The following is a 17134-nucleotide window of genomic DNA, read 5'->3' on the forward strand; positions in this document are numbered from 1 at the left end:
CGTGGCGCGTTCACGCTGGTCAAGGGCTCCTGAACGTGCCCTCGAACGCGAGGGATGCTCAGCCGACGGACGCTGAGCCCCCGCGGCAGCGCAGCTCAGTGGAATCCGTTGAGTACCACCCGCCCGTCACCCCAACCGGAGGGCTCGGAACCGGACCGGGCCGGCTTGGCCAGCCCGGCCAGGGCGGTCATCAAGGTGGTCTTGCCCGCGCCGTTGCGGCCGACCAGGCCGATGCGGTCACCGGCGGACACCGTGAAGGAGACGTCCGAGAGCAGCAAGCGGGCACCCGCACGCAGCGCGACATCGCGAACGGTGATCATGGTATTACGCTCCGAGAAAGCTGGAGGACACACTTCTGGCGTGGAAGCGGGTCCTCGGCTAGGAAACTCGGGGCGTCGACATGCGCCCCATGCCAGCCCACACCTTGCGCGCCGAACCGCTCAAGCGTAGTCCGACGCCTCCATACGCTCGGTTCCCGGTCACGGGTGAGTGTCAGAGTTCGATGCTGGCTGCGATCGGCAGGTGGTCGCTACCGGCCGATGCGACGAGGGCGCCTCCCCGCAGCGCGAGCGTTCCGATCTTCGATGCTCATACGCCCGACCGTACGGGTCACCATCTGTCCTTGTGCACCGTCCGGCCAGGGGTCACGTGATAGTGGGGCCGGCCGTTCCCGGCCCTTTGGGGGTACGGCCGGCAGTCGATCAGGGCTCATGATGCAGGTGGACGCCCGGTGCCGGAGCACGCCTTCGATGTCGCGGACGTCATTGACCGAGCGGAACAGTCCAGCGGGTGACTCCGAAGTCGAGATATTTCTGCCGGCACGGAACCAGACACGCCGGATCTTGCGATAGATCGGAATGTGCGCCCGTTCTTCACACGCCGCCGCGATCCTCCCGCGGTCGATCCCCACAGTGACGATGCCGAGCTTCTCGCGGCCGTTGCGGCCGACCAGGTGGAGGCGCTGAAGCTCCTGCACCAGCGGCACGCGTCCTGGCTGCGGGCAAGGCTGGCCCGCCGGTGCGGCGACCCCGATCTCGTGGACGACGCGATCCAGGACACCTTCGTCGCAGTCTGGCGCGACGCGCATCGCTACCGCGCGTCGGAAGGCGAGGTGGCGGCGTGGATCTGGACGATCGCGATCCGCAGGCTGATTTCCGCGCTGCGCCGCAGCGGCATCACCCGGCCCGTCGCCGCGCTCGATGACTCGCACGCAGCGGGGAGCCACCGATCAGGCGCGCGACCGACCGCCGCACACCTGATCACCGAGTCGGCCGAGGACGCGGTCTTGGTCGGCGTGGAGCACGGCAACCTGGGCTCCGCGCTGGCCAGGCTGTCGCCGGACCTGCGCGCGGCCATCCAGGCCACCGTCCTTGACGGCCTCACCGTACGTGAGGCCGCCCTGCTCCTCGGCGTCCCCGAGGGAACCGTGAAGACCCGGGTCATGCGGGCCAAGGCCCGGCTCAGGGGGTATCTCGCATGAACGCGCCATGGCACCTGCCCCAAGAGCTGATCGAGCAGTACGTGAGCGGCTGTCTCGAACCGGTGCAGGTGATGTCGGTGGAGAGCCACCTCGCCCGGTGCGGACGCTGCCGTGCGGCGGTGCCGTACGAACGTGAGTGGCTCGCCGCGAGCTGGGAGAAGATCGAGGATCTGGTGGACCGGCCCCGGCCGCGACCTGTGGCGCTGCTTCTGCGCCGGTTCGGTGTCCCCGAACACGTGGCCACGTTTCTCGCGGCCACCCCTGCTCTTACCCGGGGGTGGCTGCTGGCGGTCACTGCGGTGACGGCCTTCGCCGTGGCCGCCGCCCACTTGGTCAGCCGTGATCCTCAGGCCGTCTTCGACGGACTGGTGCCCTTCCTCGTGCTCGCGCCCGTGCTTCCGCTGGCGGGCATCGCCGTCGCCTACGGGCCTCGGGTTGATCCCGTCCACGAACTGCAGGCCGCCACTCCGATGGGAGGTGCCAGGGCCCTGCTGTTGCGCGCCGTCGCTGTGCTGGTGACCGCGATCGTGCTGACGGGAACAGCGACGCCGCTGCTGCCCGGCCCGCCGGGGCTGACGGCGGCGTGGCTGCTGCCCGCTCTCGCGCTCACCGCTGCCACTCTCGCCATGTCGACCCGATTCCCGCCGATGATCTCGGCTGCCGCGCTGACCGCCACCTGGTTCGGCGCCGTGGTGACCTCCACCAAGCTCACCGGTGACGTGCTGGCGCCCTTCTCGCTTGCGGCCCAGGCTCTGTACGGCGCGGCCGCGCTGATCCTGATCCCTGTCATCTACCTGCGGCGTGCCCGCTTCGACCCAGGAGAGCCCACATGAACCCGACCGTGACGGTTCGCGGCCTGACCAAGAAATACGGCCGGAGCGTCGTGCTCGACGGCCTCACCCTGGAGTTCGGCCGAGGGGTGACGGGGCTGCTCGGCCCCAACGGTGCCGGTAAGACCACGCTGCTGCGGAGCCTGGCGACCACGCTGGCTCCCGACGGTGGCCAGGTGCGCGCTCTCGGTCTGGATCCCGCGGACGGGGGCCAGCGGACCGAACTGCGCCGCCGCCTGGGTTACCTCCCGCAGGACCCGGGCTTCTACCCACATTTCACGCTCTTCGAGCTGGTCGACTACGTGGCGATCCTGAAGGAGCTGACGGACCGGCGTGAACGCCACCGGGAAGTGCGCCGGGTCCTTGCGGAGGTCGACCTGGCCGACCGCGCCAGGACGAAGGTGCGCAAGCTGTCGGGTGGCATGAAACAGCGGCTGGCCCTTGCCCAGGCGCTGCTCGGCCGGCCCGACCTGCTCATCCTCGATGAGCCCACGGTCGGCTTGGACCCCGAGCAGCGCATGCGGTTCCGGGCGCTGGTCTCCCGGCTCGGCGAGAACCGTACGGTGTTGCTGTCCACCCACCAGACCGAGGACGTCGCGGCCCTGTGCGAGCGGGTGATCGTGATGAATCGGGGACGCGCGGTGTTTCAGGGGACCCCCGGTGAGCTCGCCGCTGTCGCGTCCGGTCAGGTGTGGGTCTCCGACGCGTCTCCCCTGGACTCTCGCCTGTTCTGGCGGACCGCGGACGGCCGCTACCGGAGCCTGGGAGCCGGGCCGCCGGACGCGGCGCCCGCCGCGCCGACCGTCGAGGACGGTTACCTGCTGCTGCTCGGTGAGCCGGTCCGGGCGGCGACATGATCTTCCGATCATTGTTCCTGTTCGAGGTTCTCAGGCTCATACGCAGCCCCATCCCCTGGGGTGCCGCCGCGCTCTGCCTGGGGTTGCGGCTCGTCGCGACCTGGCAGTGGCTGCCCGACATGAGCGTCGACCCGACGAGCACGTCGGGCGCGATGCTGCTCCTGGCGGTGGCCATGATGCTCACAGCCAACCTTGCGACGTCCCGGGACACCCGGGGCGGCATGCACGAGACGCTCGGCGCGCTGTCCGGCCACGCCGCGGAGCGGACCAAAGCCGCGACCCTGGCGGCCGTGACGGTCGGAGCCGGGATCGCGCTACCAGTGATGATCGGCTACTTGCTGGCGCGTTTCGCGATGGGCCCGGTAGCGGGCGTCTTCGATCCCTACGAGGCGCTGGGCGGAGTGCTGGCCGTGCCCTTCGCCGCGGCCCTCGGCGCGATGCTCGGCAGGTGGGCGCCCTGGCTGGTCGCCGTTCCCGTCATGGCCTTCCTGATCGGCGCTTTCACCTGGCTGAACAGCCAGCAGAGCGGTTACGGGAGCTGGTTTCTGCCCGTCGTGCTCTTCCACGGGCCCGACTGGCCGCAGCGCCCATCGGCGTTGCACGCCGTCTACCTCCTGGCCGCCGTCGCTTTCCTCGCGGCTCTGGCCCTGCTGCGGCACGGGGCCAGACCGGTGCGGCTGGTCGCGGCCGTGGCTGCCGCGGCGGTCGCGGTGCCCACGGGGGCCGCCGCGACCGCCGCCGCACCGGGTGGGGAGATCACCCACCGGTTCGAGACCATGCGGGAGAATCCGGCCGCGTTGCTCCATGACATGGACGCCCAGGTCCGAGAACGCTATTTCGGGCGGGACGCTCGGCGGTGCGAGAAGCACGGCGCCGTCACCTACTGCGCCTTCCACGACTACGTCGCCTGGATCCCGTCCTGGGTGTCGGCGGTGAATCCCGTGGCGCAGGCGCTGCCCCCGGCGGAGCGGGACCGCCTGCCGGCTGTGCGGCAGTTCACCGACAGCTGGCTCGGCGCGAACGACGACGAGGAGCAGTCCATCCGCACCTTCATGATGTGGGGACGGGCCGGGGCAGAGGACACCTACCGCGCCGCACTCGCCTCCCAGGTCATCAGCTCTGTGCTGGACCTGCGACCGCCGATGGCGGGTTGCGACCTCCAGGGCCGGAGCCGGGCGCTCGTGGGTCTGTGGCTGCTCGGCCAGGTCGTTGCGCCGGCTCCGCCAAAGGACCGGGAGATCCAGATAGGCTCCTCCGTCTTCATGAAGGTGCAGTCCCCACTGGGTATGGTCCGGTACGGCGCGGCCGAGCTGGGGTACGCCCGCAGGCTGCTCGCCACGCCCGATGCCCGGCAACGGATCTGGACGCACTGGGACACGCTGCTGAAGCCCGGCACGACGGTCGAGCAAGCCCTTCCGCTGCTGGGCCTGCGTCCCGAGTTCGCCGCCGAGCCGGTGAAGGGGCAGCCATGCTCGTGATCCAGCTGATCAGACCGGTCGCGCGGGCGATCGACTGGATTCCTCTCGCGGTCACCGGGACGCTTGCCGTGGTCATGGCCTCGGTGATGGAGGCCGGTTCTCCGATAGGCGTCGGGACCGCCTTCACCCTGCTCAGGATGATGGGAGTGATGCTGGGCGCCGCCGCCGGCTTCGCCGTGATCGACGAGATGACCGTGAGCACGGGCGCGGTCCCGGTGCCCCGCTGGCTCCGCCAGTGGCTGCGCTGCGGCTTCGGGGGCCTTTCCGCGGGGCTGCTCTGGGGAATTGCCTGTGCCGTCGCCGTAGCCCGGCTGCCCGCCGGTGGAGAGCTCAGGGTGGCGGGGATGGCGGTGGAAGCTGCGATGTGCATCGCGATCGGCCTGCTGACGGCGTCGGTAGCCGGGCGCATGCACCAAGGGAAGGCGGCCGCCCTCGCGGGCATGGGCGGTCTGCTGGTGATCGTCTCGGTGAGCCTGGTCCTGCGGGGGCCCTACTGGCCGTGGCTCTATCCGGAAGAGGAGAACTGGGAGATCGTGCACCACGGGTGGTTGGCCGTGCTGCCACCCACGCTCGCCGCACTGGGCTGGGCGAGCCGGGATCTGCGCTGAGGAGGCGGACCAGGCGTCGGCTTCATCGACTCTCGGGCGTTCTTCCGCCTGGCTTGTGCCCATCGTGAGCACCGAAAGGGTCTGTCCAGTGATCGGCTCTGTCGCAGATGACCGTACAGTCCCCGTGGATGATGCGATGGATGGCGAAAGGGCCGACGCTGTACTCGGTCGCCAGATCCGCCGACGAGCAGTCGGCGTCCTGACCCCGGAGCTGTCTCAGGTCCCGCGACTGTGACCTAGGTCACGGTTGAGGTTGCCCTGGGGTCAAGGTGGAAGCTCGGCGCACGGGCCGACGCCGACCCGGACAGAACAGAGCCGAAGGGCGAACCACCATGACGATCACCCTTTCCGACCAGGACAAGAGCACCCTGCGGATTGCCGCGTACGGCGCCGTGTCGCTGATGGCCGCCGCCGGTGCCGCCGGCAAGCCTCACAAGGTCGCCACCAGCGGCAGCATCGCGCTGGGCTCGGCCACCGGCCTGATCGGGCACGTGCTCGCCGACCACCCCAAGGGCAGGGACCTGGCCGGCAAGTCCGTGGCCGAGATCGCCGATCGCGTGCTGCCGGCTCTGACCGCGGCCATGAACCGGCTGAAGCAGCAGGACCCGGCCGAGGCCGACGACTTCCGCCGCACCGTCCTCGTCGCTGTCGAAACCGCCCAGCTGCACCAGGGCCAGCCGAGCCCCACGACGACCGAGATGGTCCGCAAGATCACCGAAGCCCTCGACGCCGCCAGGGCAGCCGCTGCGGACAGCGGGGCCGTGCCGGAAGCTGCGGCCGGGCAGGATCGTCCGGAGCTGCAGAGGGCGATCGAGGAGATGGTCGAGTCCGGTTTCGTCGGGGTGTCGCTGCGCGTGCACGATGAGCGGGGCGAGTGGGCCGGCAGTGCCGGGGCGGCCGAGCTGGGCGGGACCGCCGAGCCACCGATCGACGGGCACGTCCGGATCGGCAGCAACACCAAGACCTTCACCGCGACCCTGGTGCTGCAACTGGTGGCCGAGGGCAAGATCGGTCTGGACGCCCCGGCGGCGGACCATCTGCCCGAGTTCGGGCTGGACCCGCGGATCACCGTGCGGATGCTGTTGCAGCACACCAGCGGGGTGTTCAACTTCAGCGGCGAGGTCTACGACGACGGGACGGTCGTACCGGGGATCCCCATCCCCTACGGCACCACGGGCAAGGAGTGGGTGGACAACCGGTTCAAGGCCTACCGGCCGCAGGAGCTGGTGGAGCTGGCGTTGTCCAAGCCGACCAGGTTCGAGCCGGGCACGGGCTGGAGCTACTCCAACACCAACTACGTGCTGGCCAGGCTGCTGATCGAGAAGGTCACCGGCCGCACCTACGCCGAGGAGATGCAGCGGCTGATCCTGGGGCCGCTCGGCCTGTCGGGCACCGTGGTGCCGGACGCCTCGCCGGAGATCCCCGAGCCGCGGGCCCACGCCTACTACCGCTACGAGGACGCCGGCGAGCAGAAGACGATCGACATCACCCGCCAGAACCCCTCCTGGATCTCCACCGGCGGCGACATGATCTCGACCACCCAGGACCTCCACACCTTCATCTCGGCGCTGCTGGACGGCAAGCTCCTACCGGCCCCGCTGCTGGCAGAGATGTGCACCCCGCACCCGACGGGCATCCCGAACATGGACTACGGCCTGGGAGTGTTCGTGCTGACCACGGACGACGGCGGCACCGTCATCTCCCACAACGGCGCCGCCGTGGGCCACGCGGCGCTGATGTACAGCACCCCCGACGGCAGCAAGACCCTGACCGCCGCGCTGAACTGCGTGGACGACGCCGACCTGTCCATCGCGGCCGCGTTCCAGAAGGCCCAGCAGAGGCTCCTCAGTGAGGTGTTCTGCGGTGGACAGGCCGATCCGGCCCAGCCCACGGGCTGAGGGCCACGCCGAGCTCGGCGTGGCCCGGCCACATGCTCGGCTGTGCTCTGCTAGGTCGCAGGGCTCGAGCACAAGGCAGCATTGTGCAGATGAACGGAGTCACGATCGGGCAGGCGGCGGCGTTCGTCGGCGTCACGGTGAAGACGGTGCGGCACTACCACAAGCTTGGCCTGGTGAAGGAGCCGGAACGCGACAGCTCCGGCTACCGGAGGTACGGATCGCCCGAGCTGTTGCGGCTGGTGCAGGCCCGGACGCTGGCCGCCGCCGGGGTGCCCCTGGCCGAGATCGGGCCCCTGCTCGACGCCGACCCCACGCTGTTCGCCGCCGCGCTCGCCGACGTCGAGAGGGAGCTCACCGAACGGATCGAGGAGTTGATCGTGCGGCGTGACACGCTGCGCCGGCTCGCCGATGGTGATCGTGCCCTGCTGCCCGACCGAGCCGTGGCGCTGCTGGAGCGGCTGTCCGGCCTCGGCTTCGCCGCGGAGGAGGTGTCGGCCGCCAGAGAGGGCTGGGTCCTGGCCAGGGCCCTGGTCCCCGAGGGCTTCGACGACTATCTCACCCATGTCGAGCACGCCCTCGACGACACCCGGTTCGTGGCCTTGATCAAGCGTGCAACCGAAGCCGCAGCCTGGCAACCGGACGACCCGCGCATCGCCGAGCTCGCCACCGCCATGGCCGACCACTTCCTCGCCAACCCCGCACATCTGAAGATCGTGACCGGTCTGCAAGCCCGCACCGAGGCCGCGACCCGGTACCAGCTGATCGCCCTCCACGGCGAAGAACAGGGGTCGGCCGCGGCCAGGGGGGTCACGCTCGTCGAGACCAAGCTCCGCGCCGCCGGCATCCATATCCCCAGACCAGGAACCCACTGACCGCGCCGTGCCCCGATCCTCCGGCGCCGTGGGCGCTGCCCTTCACTCCCGGCAGAAGCGCACCGCGAAGGCCGGCCGGGCCGAGCCACGTCGTGAGGGCGGTCCGGAGCGCGTCGAAGTCTGGCCGCTCGCCGGCGCGGGTGACCCAGGCGACATGTCCGTCGGGACGGATGAATACGGCGTCCGCGCCCAGATCGGAGCCCTCGGCAAGACGGGCGCGAACGAGATCGACTCGGTCCGCCCAGCCGGTCACGACGCTGTCGAGCGGTGGGAGACCGCCAAGATCCAGCAGAACCGCATGGGCGCGGTGCAGGAGTTCGTAGATGCGGCCGCGGTCGAGGTCGAGATCCGGGATCCGGCGGCCGAGAAGGTCGTCGGCCCCCTCCGTCGGGTACCGGAGGTCGGTTGCCGTGATCATGCCGGCCAGGCGCAGCCGTACCTCGTCGATGCCGATGAGATCGTCCAGCAGCTGGCGTAGAGCAGAGGTGTGGTCGTCCACCCGCCAGAGGGCGGTCTGGGCGCGGGTGTTGTGCAGGACGCGGGCGGCGACCGGGTGGCGTTCGTCGTGGTAGGTGTCGAGCAGCGGGTCCTGGGCGTGGCCGCGGATGACGGCGGCGAGCTTCCAGCCGAGGTTGACCGCGTCCTGCACGCCGGTGTTCAGGCCCTGACCGCCCGCCGGGAAGTGGATGTGCGCGGCGTCGCCGGCCAGGAGAACCCGGCCCACGCGGTAACGGTCGGCCTGGCGGGCCGCGTCGCCGTGCCGGGAGAGCCAGCGCGGTGAGTGCATCCCGTAGTCCGTACCGGCGATCTTGAGCATGGCCTTGCGGAGGGTCTCCAGGGTCATCGGTTCGTCCCGGCCGGCGACGTGATCGAACTCGTTGGTCAGCACCCGGTACCAGTCCCGACCGTACGACAGCACCGAGAATCGCGCCGCTCCTGGAAGATGTCGGCCGCGGGCGGCTCGGCGAGCTCGACGTCGCCGAGCATCGCGGTCATCGTGGCCGGGGTGCCGGGGAACTCGATGCCGGCGAGCCCGCGCACGGTGCTGCGGCCCCCGTCGCAGCCGACGAGGTAGTCCGCCCGGACGCGCGACCCGTCCGCGAGCTCCACCATGACACCCGTTTCGTCCTGGGTGAACCCCGTCACCTCGGCGTCGCGGCGCAGCCGTACCCCCAACTGCGCCGCGCGCTCCTCCAGCAGCCGTTCCACCTCGGCCTGCAAGATGAGCAGAGCGTACGGATATCGCGTCGCCATATCGGATAGGTCGATACCGAGTCCGGAGAAGTGCACGTCCTGCCGCGGCCGTCCGCGCTCGAGGAACCCGTCGAGCAGACCCCGCTGATCGAGCACCTCCATCGTGCGGATGTGCAAGCCTCCGGCCCGCGATTCCACCGTTCGAGGCTCCGGGAGGCGCTCGAGCACGAGCACGAGCACCAGCCCGGTCGGCCCCGCCCCGGCGATCGCTACCTGTGTATCGGTCATGGTCAACTCCTTGGTCATCCTTCAGTCGAATTGGTCGACACACGCAAAGGGGCGGAGACGCGTTCGTCGATCGCCACAGGACGTGTCACCTGCCGCGCCGCATCTGCAGCGGCGACTCCGCTGGCGCCGGACATGCGCGATCGCGACCTACTGCGCTGCGGCTTGCCGACTCCTACCGGCTGATCTCACGCGGAACCGTCAGTGCGAGGAGTTTGTCCGGGTTGCGGATGACGTAGAAGTTGGAGATCTTCCCGTCGCCGACCTCGAACAGGCAGACGCCTACCAGGTGATCGTCGTCGTAGGCGGCCATCGCGGGCGCGTTGTTGCAGTTGACCATCTCGATCCGCGAGTCCGGCACCCGTCCCACGCGGAACAGTTCCATGACAAGCGCGGCCACGTTCTCCGCGCCCACCACCGGCCGGCGCGCCGCGGTGACCTTGCCGCCGCTGTCGGCGGTCCATGTGGCGTCCGGCGGGCAGCGAGAGCAGCCCCTCCATGTCACCGGTCGCCGCCGCGGACATGAACTGCTCGGTGATCCGCGTGGTCGTCCCAGCGTCGACGGGGTCGAAACGTTTACGCCGCGCCTGTACGTGCCTGCGGGCGCGGTGCGCCATCTGGCGCACCGTCACCACCGACTTGCCTACCGCTGCGGCGATCTCGTCGTAGTCGAACCCGAACACCTCGCGCAGCACGAACACCGCGCGCTCATCGGGGGTGAGCGTTTCGAGCAGCACAAGCATCGCCATCGACACCGACTCGGCGAGCACCACATCGGCCGACGCGTCGTTCTCCTCCAGCAGCAGCGGCTCGGGCAGCCAGGAGCCGATGTACTCCTCGCGACGGCGCGTGCTCGCCCGCAAGGCGTTGAGCGCCTGACGGGTCACCAGCCGCGCCAGATACGACTTGGTGTCCCGCACCGCCGCGAGATCCACCTTGGCCCACCGCAGATAGCTGTCCTGCAGCACGTCGTCGGATTCGGTCGCCGAGCCGAGGATCTCGTACACGATGGTGAACAGCAGCGGCAGTGACGTGCGTCACTCCACTCAGGAGAGCGGAACGCCTCGGCCGAGCACCCCATCCAGCGGCGCCGCCCCCGCTGACCGCACCACACCGGGGCGGCCGACCGCTCATCAGGCCGGCCACACCTGCGGAGCCTGCTCGTCCTCGGAGTCGGGTGGAGTCGGGTTCGGCCCGCATCCCGACCCCCCTCAGCGCCGCCGCATACTGTGGACGGGGAGAAAGAGACCATCCATCGTCAGGGAGCAATCGCTGAGCTGGCGCTCTCCCGCTGTTCGGCACGTTCAAGGACATTGCCTCTTAGATCGGACACGCCATATGCGCCAGCCCTACACCGTGCTCGTCTTTCCTTTTCGGACAACTGCAGGTATGCCGGAATACTCTCTCTTCCAAAGAGCGGATGATTCTCATTGGCAGAGCGTGGCTGGCGGTGTCGAGGAGGGCGAGGATCTGGAGAGCGCGGCCCGTCGCGAGTTCGCCGAGGAGACTGGCCTGCCTGCGGTAGTACCGCTGTTCAAGCTCGACATGGTAAGCGGAGTAGAGAAGAGTTGCTTTGCGGCGAGCAAGCTCTGGCCCGAGAACTTCTATATCGTGCCCAAGCACTTCTTCGCCTGTGACGTCACCCGAGTAAAGGCCCAGATAGTGCTCTCCTCCGAGCATCGAGACACACAGTGGTTGCCGTATCGGGCCGCATACGAGTTGCTGCGTTACGACGACGACAAGACAGCGCTTTGGGAACTCGACCAGCGGATTCAGCGAAAGGACCTGCCCGGCGCGCCATAGCAGGCGAAGTACTGCATCCAACGTGGCGGGTTCGCCACGACCAGCAGCACGGCAGCACCTGCCCGCCGAGCAGCATCGCCATCGCGCCGGTCCCGGCCGAGATGAACAGGCCCGCCCCCAGGACGGCGCCTTCGCGCACGCGGCGCTGCACCGCCTGGGCGTCGTCGCCGTCCACGCCTACCGGTGGCGCATCGCCGGCCACTACGTGGAGGGCCTGCGCGAAGAGCCCGTCCGGTTGCTCGCCGAAGCCGTCGCCGGATATCGCGGGCAGTACCCCGACGTCCCGGTTCGGCGGAAGGTGGTCCAGGGCGAGTCCGCCCAGGGCCTGGTCACCGAATCGGCGGGTGCCGCCCTGACCGTCGTCGGATCCCGAGGCCGCGGCGGGTTCAGCGGCCTGCTGCTCGGCTCCACCAGCCAGGGCGTACCGCACCACGCGACCGGCCCGGTGGCCGTCGTTCGCGCTCAAGCCACCCGTGGCGGCACCGCCACCCGAACCATTTCGGCCGGATAGTCCAAATACCTCCCTCACTGTCGGCGATAAGGTTGCGGCCAGAAAGGGCAGTGGCCAGGCTGCGGGAGGTGTGGGTCCAGTGGAGCGACATGAGATCGAGACGTTCCTGGCCCTGGCCGAAGAGCTCCACTTCACGCGCACCGCTGAGCGTCTCCTCGTCTCGCCGGGCCGGGTCAGCCAGACGATCAAGAAACTGGAACGGCGCTTCGGCGGCGCATTGTTCGAACGCAGCAGCCGCCACGTGACCCTCACCCCGGTCGGGCGGCAGCTCCACGCCGAGCTGCTCCCCGCATATCAGCAGGTTCAGCGTGCCATCGCCAACGCCTCGGCGGCCTGTCGGGGCCTCAGCGGGGTGCTGCGCGTCGGTTTCTCCGCCCCGTGGTGCGGCGACCTCATCGTGCGGGCGGCTGAGGAGGTCCAAGCGCGCCATCCCCAGTGCACCGTCGAGATCCATAGGGTGACGTTCGCTGCCGCTTTCACGGCGTTGCGGAGCGGCGAACTCGACATGGTGGTCAAAGAACTTCCCGTCGACGGGCCCGGCGTCATCGCCGGGCGCGTTCTCTGCTCCGAACGCCGTGCCTTCGTGGTTCCCGCCTCCCACCAGCTCGCGGCTCAGGAAACGGTCTCGCTGGAGGATCTCGCCCTTCTGCCACTGATCACGCCTGTCGGTGCGTCCCCGAACTTCCTCGATGCCCACTATCCACGCCGCACACCGGGCGGCCGATCCGTCCCTCAGGGCCCGGCTGTCTTGGGCTGGGAGGAGATGCTGTCGTTGGTCGGAGCGGGCAAAGGGGGTACTACGGTCGGTGCGCGGGCGTCTCATTACCACGCCCGGCCGGACGTGACCTACGTCCCCTTCGACGACGCACCGCCCATCGACTACGCGCCGATGTGGCTGAAAGGCAGTGAATCCGCCAAGCTCCAAGCCTTCGTGGACATCCTCTTCGAGTTGGCCCCGGCTCGTGGAGCTGGACTCCCGGTCAGCCGGCCCGCATAGCGAACCCGCTCACAGGAAGCCGAGCCGTGTGCGCGGCAGCCGGCGGGACCGTCCCTGGACCCGGCAGACCTGGTGATGGCGAGCACGAAGGATGGCCCTCTGCAGGCTTCACGCCTCGGTGGCCCAGCGCCCGCCCCGCGGCAGGGTCAGTGTCGCGCCTGCCGTCAGGACGAGCCCGGCGGCCGCGAGCAGCATGCTCCACCGCATGCCCTCCAGGAACGTGTCCGCCCCCGCCAGCAGCGCCCCGAAGACGGCCACCGCGATCGCTCCGCCGACCTGGCGGCCGGTGTTGAGCACGGCGGAGGCGGTGCCCGCCCGGTCCGCGGGCACCGCGTCGAGGAGCATCGCGGTCAGCGCCGGCACCGTCAGCGCCCCGCCGAGACCGACCGGCACCATCAGCGTCGCCACCGTCCACACGTTGGTGTGCGCGCCGACGGTGAGCAGCGCCAGCAGCCCGGCCGTCCCGACCAGTTGTCCCGCGACCATGGGCACGCGTGGGCCGAACCGTCCGGCCAGCCTCGCCGAGGCCAGGTTCACCACGGCGACCAGCGCCGTCATCGGGATGAACATCAAACCCGCGTGCAGCGCCGACTGCCCGCGCTCCTGCTGCAGGTACAGGCTGAAGACGAACACGCCGCCGTAGTAGGCGGCGTTGAGCATGAAACCGACCACCAGGGACACCGCCACCACCCGCGAGCGGAACAGCGGCAGCGGCAGCATCGGGTGCGCGCCTCTCGCCTGCGCGGCGAGGAAGGCGCCTGCCGCGGCCACGGCCACCAGCAGTGACACCACCACGAGCGGCCGACCGAAGCCCTGGTCGCCACCCTCGATCACGCCGTAGGTCAGGGCGCCCAGCGCGACCACCGCCGTCATCTGCCCGACCACGTCCAGTCGCGCGGGCAGCCGCGGGGAGGCCGGCACGCGGGCGAGCAGGGCGAGGGCCAGCAGGCCCGCGGGGAGGTTGACGAAGAAGATCCACCGCCAGCCTGCGGAGGCGGTGAGTGCTCCGCCGAGCACCGGCCCGGCCGCGACCGCGACCGCGCCGCCCACGGCCCAGGTGGCGATCGCCCGCGCCCGCCTCGCCTGGTCGGGGAAGCTTTGCCGGACCAGGGCCAGCGACGCCGGCATCATCACCGCCGCCGCGGCCCCCTGTACCAGTCGCGCCGCCACCAGCACGCCGAGACCGGGCGCGAGCCCGCACGCGGCCGAGGTCAGCGCGAAGAGCACCAGCCCGCCGCCGTACGCCTGCCGGGCCCCGACACGGTCGGACAGGGCGCCCGCGGAGAGCATCAGGGCGGCGAACATCAGCGTGTATCCGTCCACCACCCACTGCAGGCCGGACATGCCGCCGCCGAGACTGCGGCCGATGTCGGGCAGCGCGACAGTGACGATCAACGCGTCCAACGAGATGAGGAAGAAGCCCAGCAGGGCGGCTCCCAGCACCACGGGGGAACCGCCGTGGGCCGCCTCCGGCGCGGCGGCCGCGGCGCCGGAGGCCGGGGAGGACTTGAGCCGGGATTTCATGACACTCCTGAGACGTTCTTGAAGCGTGCAACCGAGATCGGAGGTCAGGGGCGACCGCTGGCAGCCCGGCCGGCAGCCAGAGCAGACTTGATCAGCCATCGGTCGCCGGTGCGGGTGAGCTCGCAGCGGTACTCGCCGCCGAGCGTCCACAGCGGAGCCCCATAACTGCCAAAGGCGATCTTGTTTATGCGTACTCCAGGGTGGCTTTGGTGATCAGTCCGTGGGAGATGTCGAAGTGGTAGTTGGCGCGGAAGCCGCCCACACCGCCGGGTCGGAAGCGGACCAACATGGTGACGCCGCCGGCGCGCGGGGTGTGCTCCAGCAGCGTGTAGACGCCGCCGATGACCTCGTTCGCGGCCCACCGCCGGATGGCGTTCCGGCCGCGGATCTGCCGGCCGACGTCGACGACCAGCGCGTCGGGGGCGAAGGCGGCGGTGAGGGCGTCGGTGTCCTCGGCCGCCACCGCGTCCAGGTAGCGTTGCGCCGCCGGGTCCAGCGGCCCCAGCGAGGCGGCCCGCGAGGGCAGGGGGCGGATGACGTCGCCGGCCGTCGCGCGCAGGAAGTCGTTACTGGTCACGGCCGCGACGCCGCCGACGACCAGTACGGCCGCCGCCACCGCCGTGAGGGTGAGCGTCCTCCTCATCGGCTGCCGTCGCTCCATGCCGCGGTCATCACGACGCTGGTGATGCGCCAGCCGTCGCCGGTGCGCTCCAGGGTGAAGCGGTAGCTGCCGCCCAGTGTCCACAAGGTGTCGTCGGGTTTGCGGTGGGTGGCCTGGAAGGAGGCGGTGCACAGCGCGGCGTCGCCGTCGATGGTGACCAGGTGGTTGCCGAGCAGATGCTGGGTGGCCTTGTAGGCGCCGAGTGCGCTCTGCCAGCCTTTCACGATCTCCGCTGGGGCGAGGGTCGCGGGCTCACCGCCGCTCAGGCTGGTGTAGTCGAGGAGCACCTTGTCGGCGAACAGGCCGCGCAGGAGCTCCCATTCACGGCGATCCGCGTGCACAGCCATCCGGGTGCAGGTTTCGGCGATCTCGATCCTGGTCTCGGCCGAGGACGGGGCGATGGCCTCATGGGACTGGGACATGGTGAAGGGGGCTCCTGTCAGAGTGATGAAGGGGTGGTCCGTAGTCACAGCGTGCGGGCGAAGTGCTCGGCCGCCGCGTCCGCGGCGAAGCCGACCTGGGGTGACTGGTCGTAGAAGTCGAACTGGGTGCCCTCGGTCCACAGGAACTGCTTGGGCCCTGCGAGGGCGTCGTGGAAGCGGCGGGCGCCGTCCGGGATGGCGGCGTCCTCGCTGTGCACGAGGAGCACGGGCGCGGTCAGCCGCGGCGCGATCGCGACGGCGTCGAGGTCCAGCCACCCGGTCCAGGCCATGACGGCGAACCGGTTCGGCCACTGCGGGATACCGCCGCGCTGCGGGTTGAGGTAGAAGTCGATGTCGAACGGCATGGCCGCATTCGGGTCGCTGCCGCTGACCACCGGCACGTAGACGACCTCTCCGGTCTCCTCGTACCTGCGCCGGGCCTCGGCGGCCGCCGCCTTCTTCGCCTCGATGCCCTCCGGGCCGCCGTAGTTCTCCTCGCAGATACGGCGGTCGTGCAGCCACGGCGCCACCAGGGCGAGCGACCCCACCCGTGGATCCTCGGCGGCGAAGGCGCTCGCGTACATCGCCCCGGCGCACACCCCCAATGCGCCCACGGGTGAGCCGCTCACCGCAGGATGCCCGGTCAGGAAATCGGCCGCCGCCCGGAGGTCTCGCACCTTCAGCTCGGGCGACTCGAAGTCGCGTGGCTCACCGGCCGATTCGCCGTACCCGGTGAAGTCGAAGGACAGGGCCGCGAAGCCGCGCCGGGCCAGCTGCTCGGCGTACCGGTCGGCCATCTGCTCCTTGACGCTGGTCCAGGTTCCGGCGACCACGACGCCCTGCACCGGAGCGGCGTCGTCAGCGCCCGCGGCATCGGGCAGAAAGAGGTGACCGGCGAGCTTCGCCGCCGCATCACCGGCGAAGGTCACCTGTTCACGTACGGGCATGTCGGGACTCCTTCAGAAGCGGGAAGGCTGACACGGCAGGTCGACGGTCGACCGCCGCGCGATGGGCGAGGGCACGCGATGCCTGGGTACATCGCGTGCGTGGGCGGGCGGCATTGCCCGCTCGCTGCACCTGACACGCTGGCAGCTGACGCGCCGCCCCGACAACGCCCGATGTCTCAAGGCATGTTGAGCGCGGCTAAACAGCCCGTGACCGGATGCAACGCGCCCGGCCCGGGGTGGTCCCCGGCCGGGCGCGTGCCGGTGTGCTGGTCAGTTGGCCATGTCGGCGAACTGACCGGGCTGGTAGGAGCCTCCGGGGTTGCGCACGATGACGTTGAGCCGGTTGTTGGCGTTGATCATGGCGATCAGGGAGACCAGCGCGGCGATCTGGTCGTCGTCGTAATGCTCGCGCACCTGGTTCCAGGTCTCGTCGGAGACCGGGTGGCGGGCGTCGGCGATGCGGGTGCCCTCCTCGGTGAGCGCCAGCGCCGCACGTTCGGCGTCGGTGAACACCGTGGACTCGTACCAGGCGGCGACCAGGTGGAGCCGGTCAGCGTTCTCGCCGGCGGCGGTGGCGTCCTTGACGTGGTAGTCGACGCAGAAGCCGCAGCCGTTGATCTGGCTGGCGCGCAGCATCACCAGGTTCTGGGTGGTCTGGGGCAGCGGCGAGTCGACGATCGCCAGGGCGACGTTGTAGATCCGCTTGGCGATCTTGGCGCCGAGCTTGTTGGCCATCAGGTCGAATCTGGGTTCCATGGATCTGTGTC

The 17134-nt window shown here is 70.0% G+C and carries 18 protein-coding genes and 1 pseudogene; 10 read left to right on the forward strand and 9 right to left on the reverse strand.

Annotation, left to right across the window (positions count from 1 at the left end):
- Positions 1 to 158: 158 nt before the first annotated feature.
- Positions 159 to 320 (reverse strand): annotated as a pseudogene (locus tag AB0H64_RS37460) (ATP-binding cassette domain-containing protein); the annotation flags it as partial.
- Between the two features lie 539 nt (positions 321 to 859).
- On the opposite strand from AB0H64_RS37460, the gene AB0H64_RS37465 reads away from it, so the two are divergent.
- From AB0H64_RS37465 to AB0H64_RS37495, 7 genes are all read left to right on the forward strand, one after another.
- Positions 860 to 1480, forward strand: a complete 621-nt coding sequence (locus AB0H64_RS37465; protein WP_357634471.1) for an RNA polymerase sigma factor — start codon at positions 860 to 862, stop codon at positions 1478 to 1480.
- A complete protein-coding gene (locus AB0H64_RS37470) occupies positions 1477 to 2313 on the forward strand; it encodes a zf-HC2 domain-containing protein (protein WP_357634473.1) in 837 nt (278 codons plus the stop codon). The genes AB0H64_RS37465 and AB0H64_RS37470 overlap by 4 nt, the downstream gene beginning before the upstream one ends.
- Complete coding sequence (locus AB0H64_RS37475) at positions 2310 to 3167, forward strand: ABC transporter ATP-binding protein (RefSeq protein ID WP_357634475.1); 858 nt, start codon at positions 2310 to 2312, stop codon at positions 3165 to 3167. The genes AB0H64_RS37470 and AB0H64_RS37475 overlap by 4 nt, the downstream gene beginning before the upstream one ends.
- The gene (locus AB0H64_RS37480) at positions 3164 to 4645 is read left to right on the forward strand and encodes a hypothetical protein (protein ID WP_357634478.1); all 1482 of its coding nucleotides are present in this window, start codon (positions 3164 to 3166) and stop codon (positions 4643 to 4645) included. Before AB0H64_RS37475 ends, AB0H64_RS37480 begins: the two co-directional genes overlap by 4 nt.
- Positions 4636 to 5253 carry a hypothetical protein gene (locus AB0H64_RS37485; protein ID WP_357634480.1) on the forward strand — a complete coding sequence of 206 codons (618 nt, stop codon included), beginning with the start codon at positions 4636 to 4638 and terminating at the stop codon, positions 5251 to 5253. The genes AB0H64_RS37480 and AB0H64_RS37485 overlap by 10 nt, the downstream gene beginning before the upstream one ends.
- Positions 5254 to 5585: 332 nt before the next feature.
- Positions 5586 to 7151 (forward strand): serine hydrolase domain-containing protein, encoded by a 1566-nt coding sequence (locus tag AB0H64_RS37490; RefSeq protein WP_357634483.1) that lies wholly within the window; start codon positions 5586 to 5588, stop codon positions 7149 to 7151.
- A gap of 89 nt (positions 7152 to 7240) precedes the next feature.
- Positions 7241 to 8023 (forward strand): MerR family transcriptional regulator, encoded by a 783-nt coding sequence (locus AB0H64_RS37495; RefSeq protein WP_357634486.1) that lies wholly within the window; start codon positions 7241 to 7243, stop codon positions 8021 to 8023.
- Here AB0H64_RS37495 and AB0H64_RS37500 read toward each other — a convergent pair.
- The 3 genes from AB0H64_RS37500 to AB0H64_RS37510 all read right to left on the reverse strand — a co-directional run bounded on the left by AB0H64_RS37500 (position 7959) and on the right by AB0H64_RS37510 (position 10509).
- Positions 7959 to 8942 (reverse strand): FAD-dependent monooxygenase, encoded by a 984-nt coding sequence (locus AB0H64_RS37500; RefSeq protein ID WP_357634489.1) that lies wholly within the window; start codon positions 8940 to 8942, stop codon positions 7959 to 7961. The two genes, AB0H64_RS37495 and AB0H64_RS37500, sit on opposite strands and share 65 nt — an antisense overlap.
- The gene (locus AB0H64_RS37505) at positions 8906 to 9523 is read right to left on the reverse strand and encodes an FAD-dependent monooxygenase (RefSeq protein WP_357634491.1); all 618 of its coding nucleotides are present in this window, start codon (positions 9521 to 9523) and stop codon (positions 8906 to 8908) included. Before AB0H64_RS37505 ends, AB0H64_RS37500 begins: the two co-directional genes overlap by 37 nt.
- Positions 9524 to 9690: 167 nt before the next feature.
- On the reverse strand, positions 9691 to 10509 hold the full coding sequence (locus tag AB0H64_RS37510; protein WP_357634492.1) for a sigma-70 family RNA polymerase sigma factor: 819 nt from the start codon (positions 10507 to 10509) through the stop codon (positions 9691 to 9693).
- 331 nt (positions 10510 to 10840) lie between these two features.
- On the opposite strand from AB0H64_RS37510, the gene AB0H64_RS37515 reads away from it, so the two are divergent.
- The 3 genes from AB0H64_RS37515 to AB0H64_RS37525 all read left to right on the forward strand — a co-directional run bounded on the left by AB0H64_RS37515 (position 10841) and on the right by AB0H64_RS37525 (position 12813).
- Complete coding sequence (locus tag AB0H64_RS37515; protein WP_357634495.1) at positions 10841 to 11305, forward strand: NUDIX domain-containing protein; 465 nt, start codon at positions 10841 to 10843, stop codon at positions 11303 to 11305.
- A 22-nt stretch (positions 11306 to 11327) separates the two neighbouring features.
- Positions 11328 to 11816: a universal stress protein gene (locus AB0H64_RS37520; RefSeq protein WP_357634496.1), complete on the forward strand. Its 489-nt coding sequence runs from the start codon at positions 11328 to 11330 to the stop codon at positions 11814 to 11816.
- Positions 11817 to 11895: 79 nt separating this feature from the next.
- Positions 11896 to 12813 carry a LysR family transcriptional regulator gene (locus tag AB0H64_RS37525; RefSeq protein WP_357634499.1) on the forward strand — a complete coding sequence of 306 codons (918 nt, stop codon included), beginning with the start codon at positions 11896 to 11898 and terminating at the stop codon, positions 12811 to 12813.
- 108 nt (positions 12814 to 12921) lie between these two features.
- Here AB0H64_RS37525 and AB0H64_RS37530 read toward each other — a convergent pair whose 3' ends face one another.
- The 5 genes from AB0H64_RS37530 to AB0H64_RS37550 form a co-directional block, all read right to left on the reverse strand.
- The gene (locus AB0H64_RS37530) at positions 12922 to 14337 is read right to left on the reverse strand and encodes an MFS transporter (protein WP_357634502.1); all 1416 of its coding nucleotides are present in this window, start codon (positions 14335 to 14337) and stop codon (positions 12922 to 12924) included.
- A 184-nt stretch (positions 14338 to 14521) separates the two neighbouring features.
- Positions 14522 to 14980: a nuclear transport factor 2 family protein gene (locus tag AB0H64_RS37535; RefSeq protein ID WP_357634505.1), complete on the reverse strand. Its 459-nt coding sequence runs from the start codon at positions 14978 to 14980 to the stop codon at positions 14522 to 14524.
- On the reverse strand, positions 14977 to 15420 hold the full coding sequence (locus AB0H64_RS37540; RefSeq protein ID WP_357634507.1) for a nuclear transport factor 2 family protein: 444 nt from the start codon (positions 15418 to 15420) through the stop codon (positions 14977 to 14979). The genes AB0H64_RS37535 and AB0H64_RS37540 overlap by 4 nt, the downstream gene beginning before the upstream one ends.
- A gap of 44 nt (positions 15421 to 15464) precedes the next feature.
- Entirely contained in the window at positions 15465 to 16367 is a 903-nt protein-coding gene (locus AB0H64_RS37545; RefSeq protein WP_357634510.1) for an alpha/beta fold hydrolase, read from the reverse strand.
- 270 nt (positions 16368 to 16637) lie between these two features.
- The gene (locus AB0H64_RS37550) at positions 16638 to 17123 is read right to left on the reverse strand and encodes a carboxymuconolactone decarboxylase family protein (protein ID WP_357634513.1); all 486 of its coding nucleotides are present in this window, start codon (positions 17121 to 17123) and stop codon (positions 16638 to 16640) included.
- Positions 17124 to 17134 lie beyond the last annotated feature (11 nt).

It is taken from the genome of Nonomuraea sp. NPDC050733, assembly GCF_040654215.1.
Taxonomy (GTDB): Bacteria; Actinomycetota; Actinomycetes; order Streptosporangiales; family Streptosporangiaceae; genus Nonomuraea.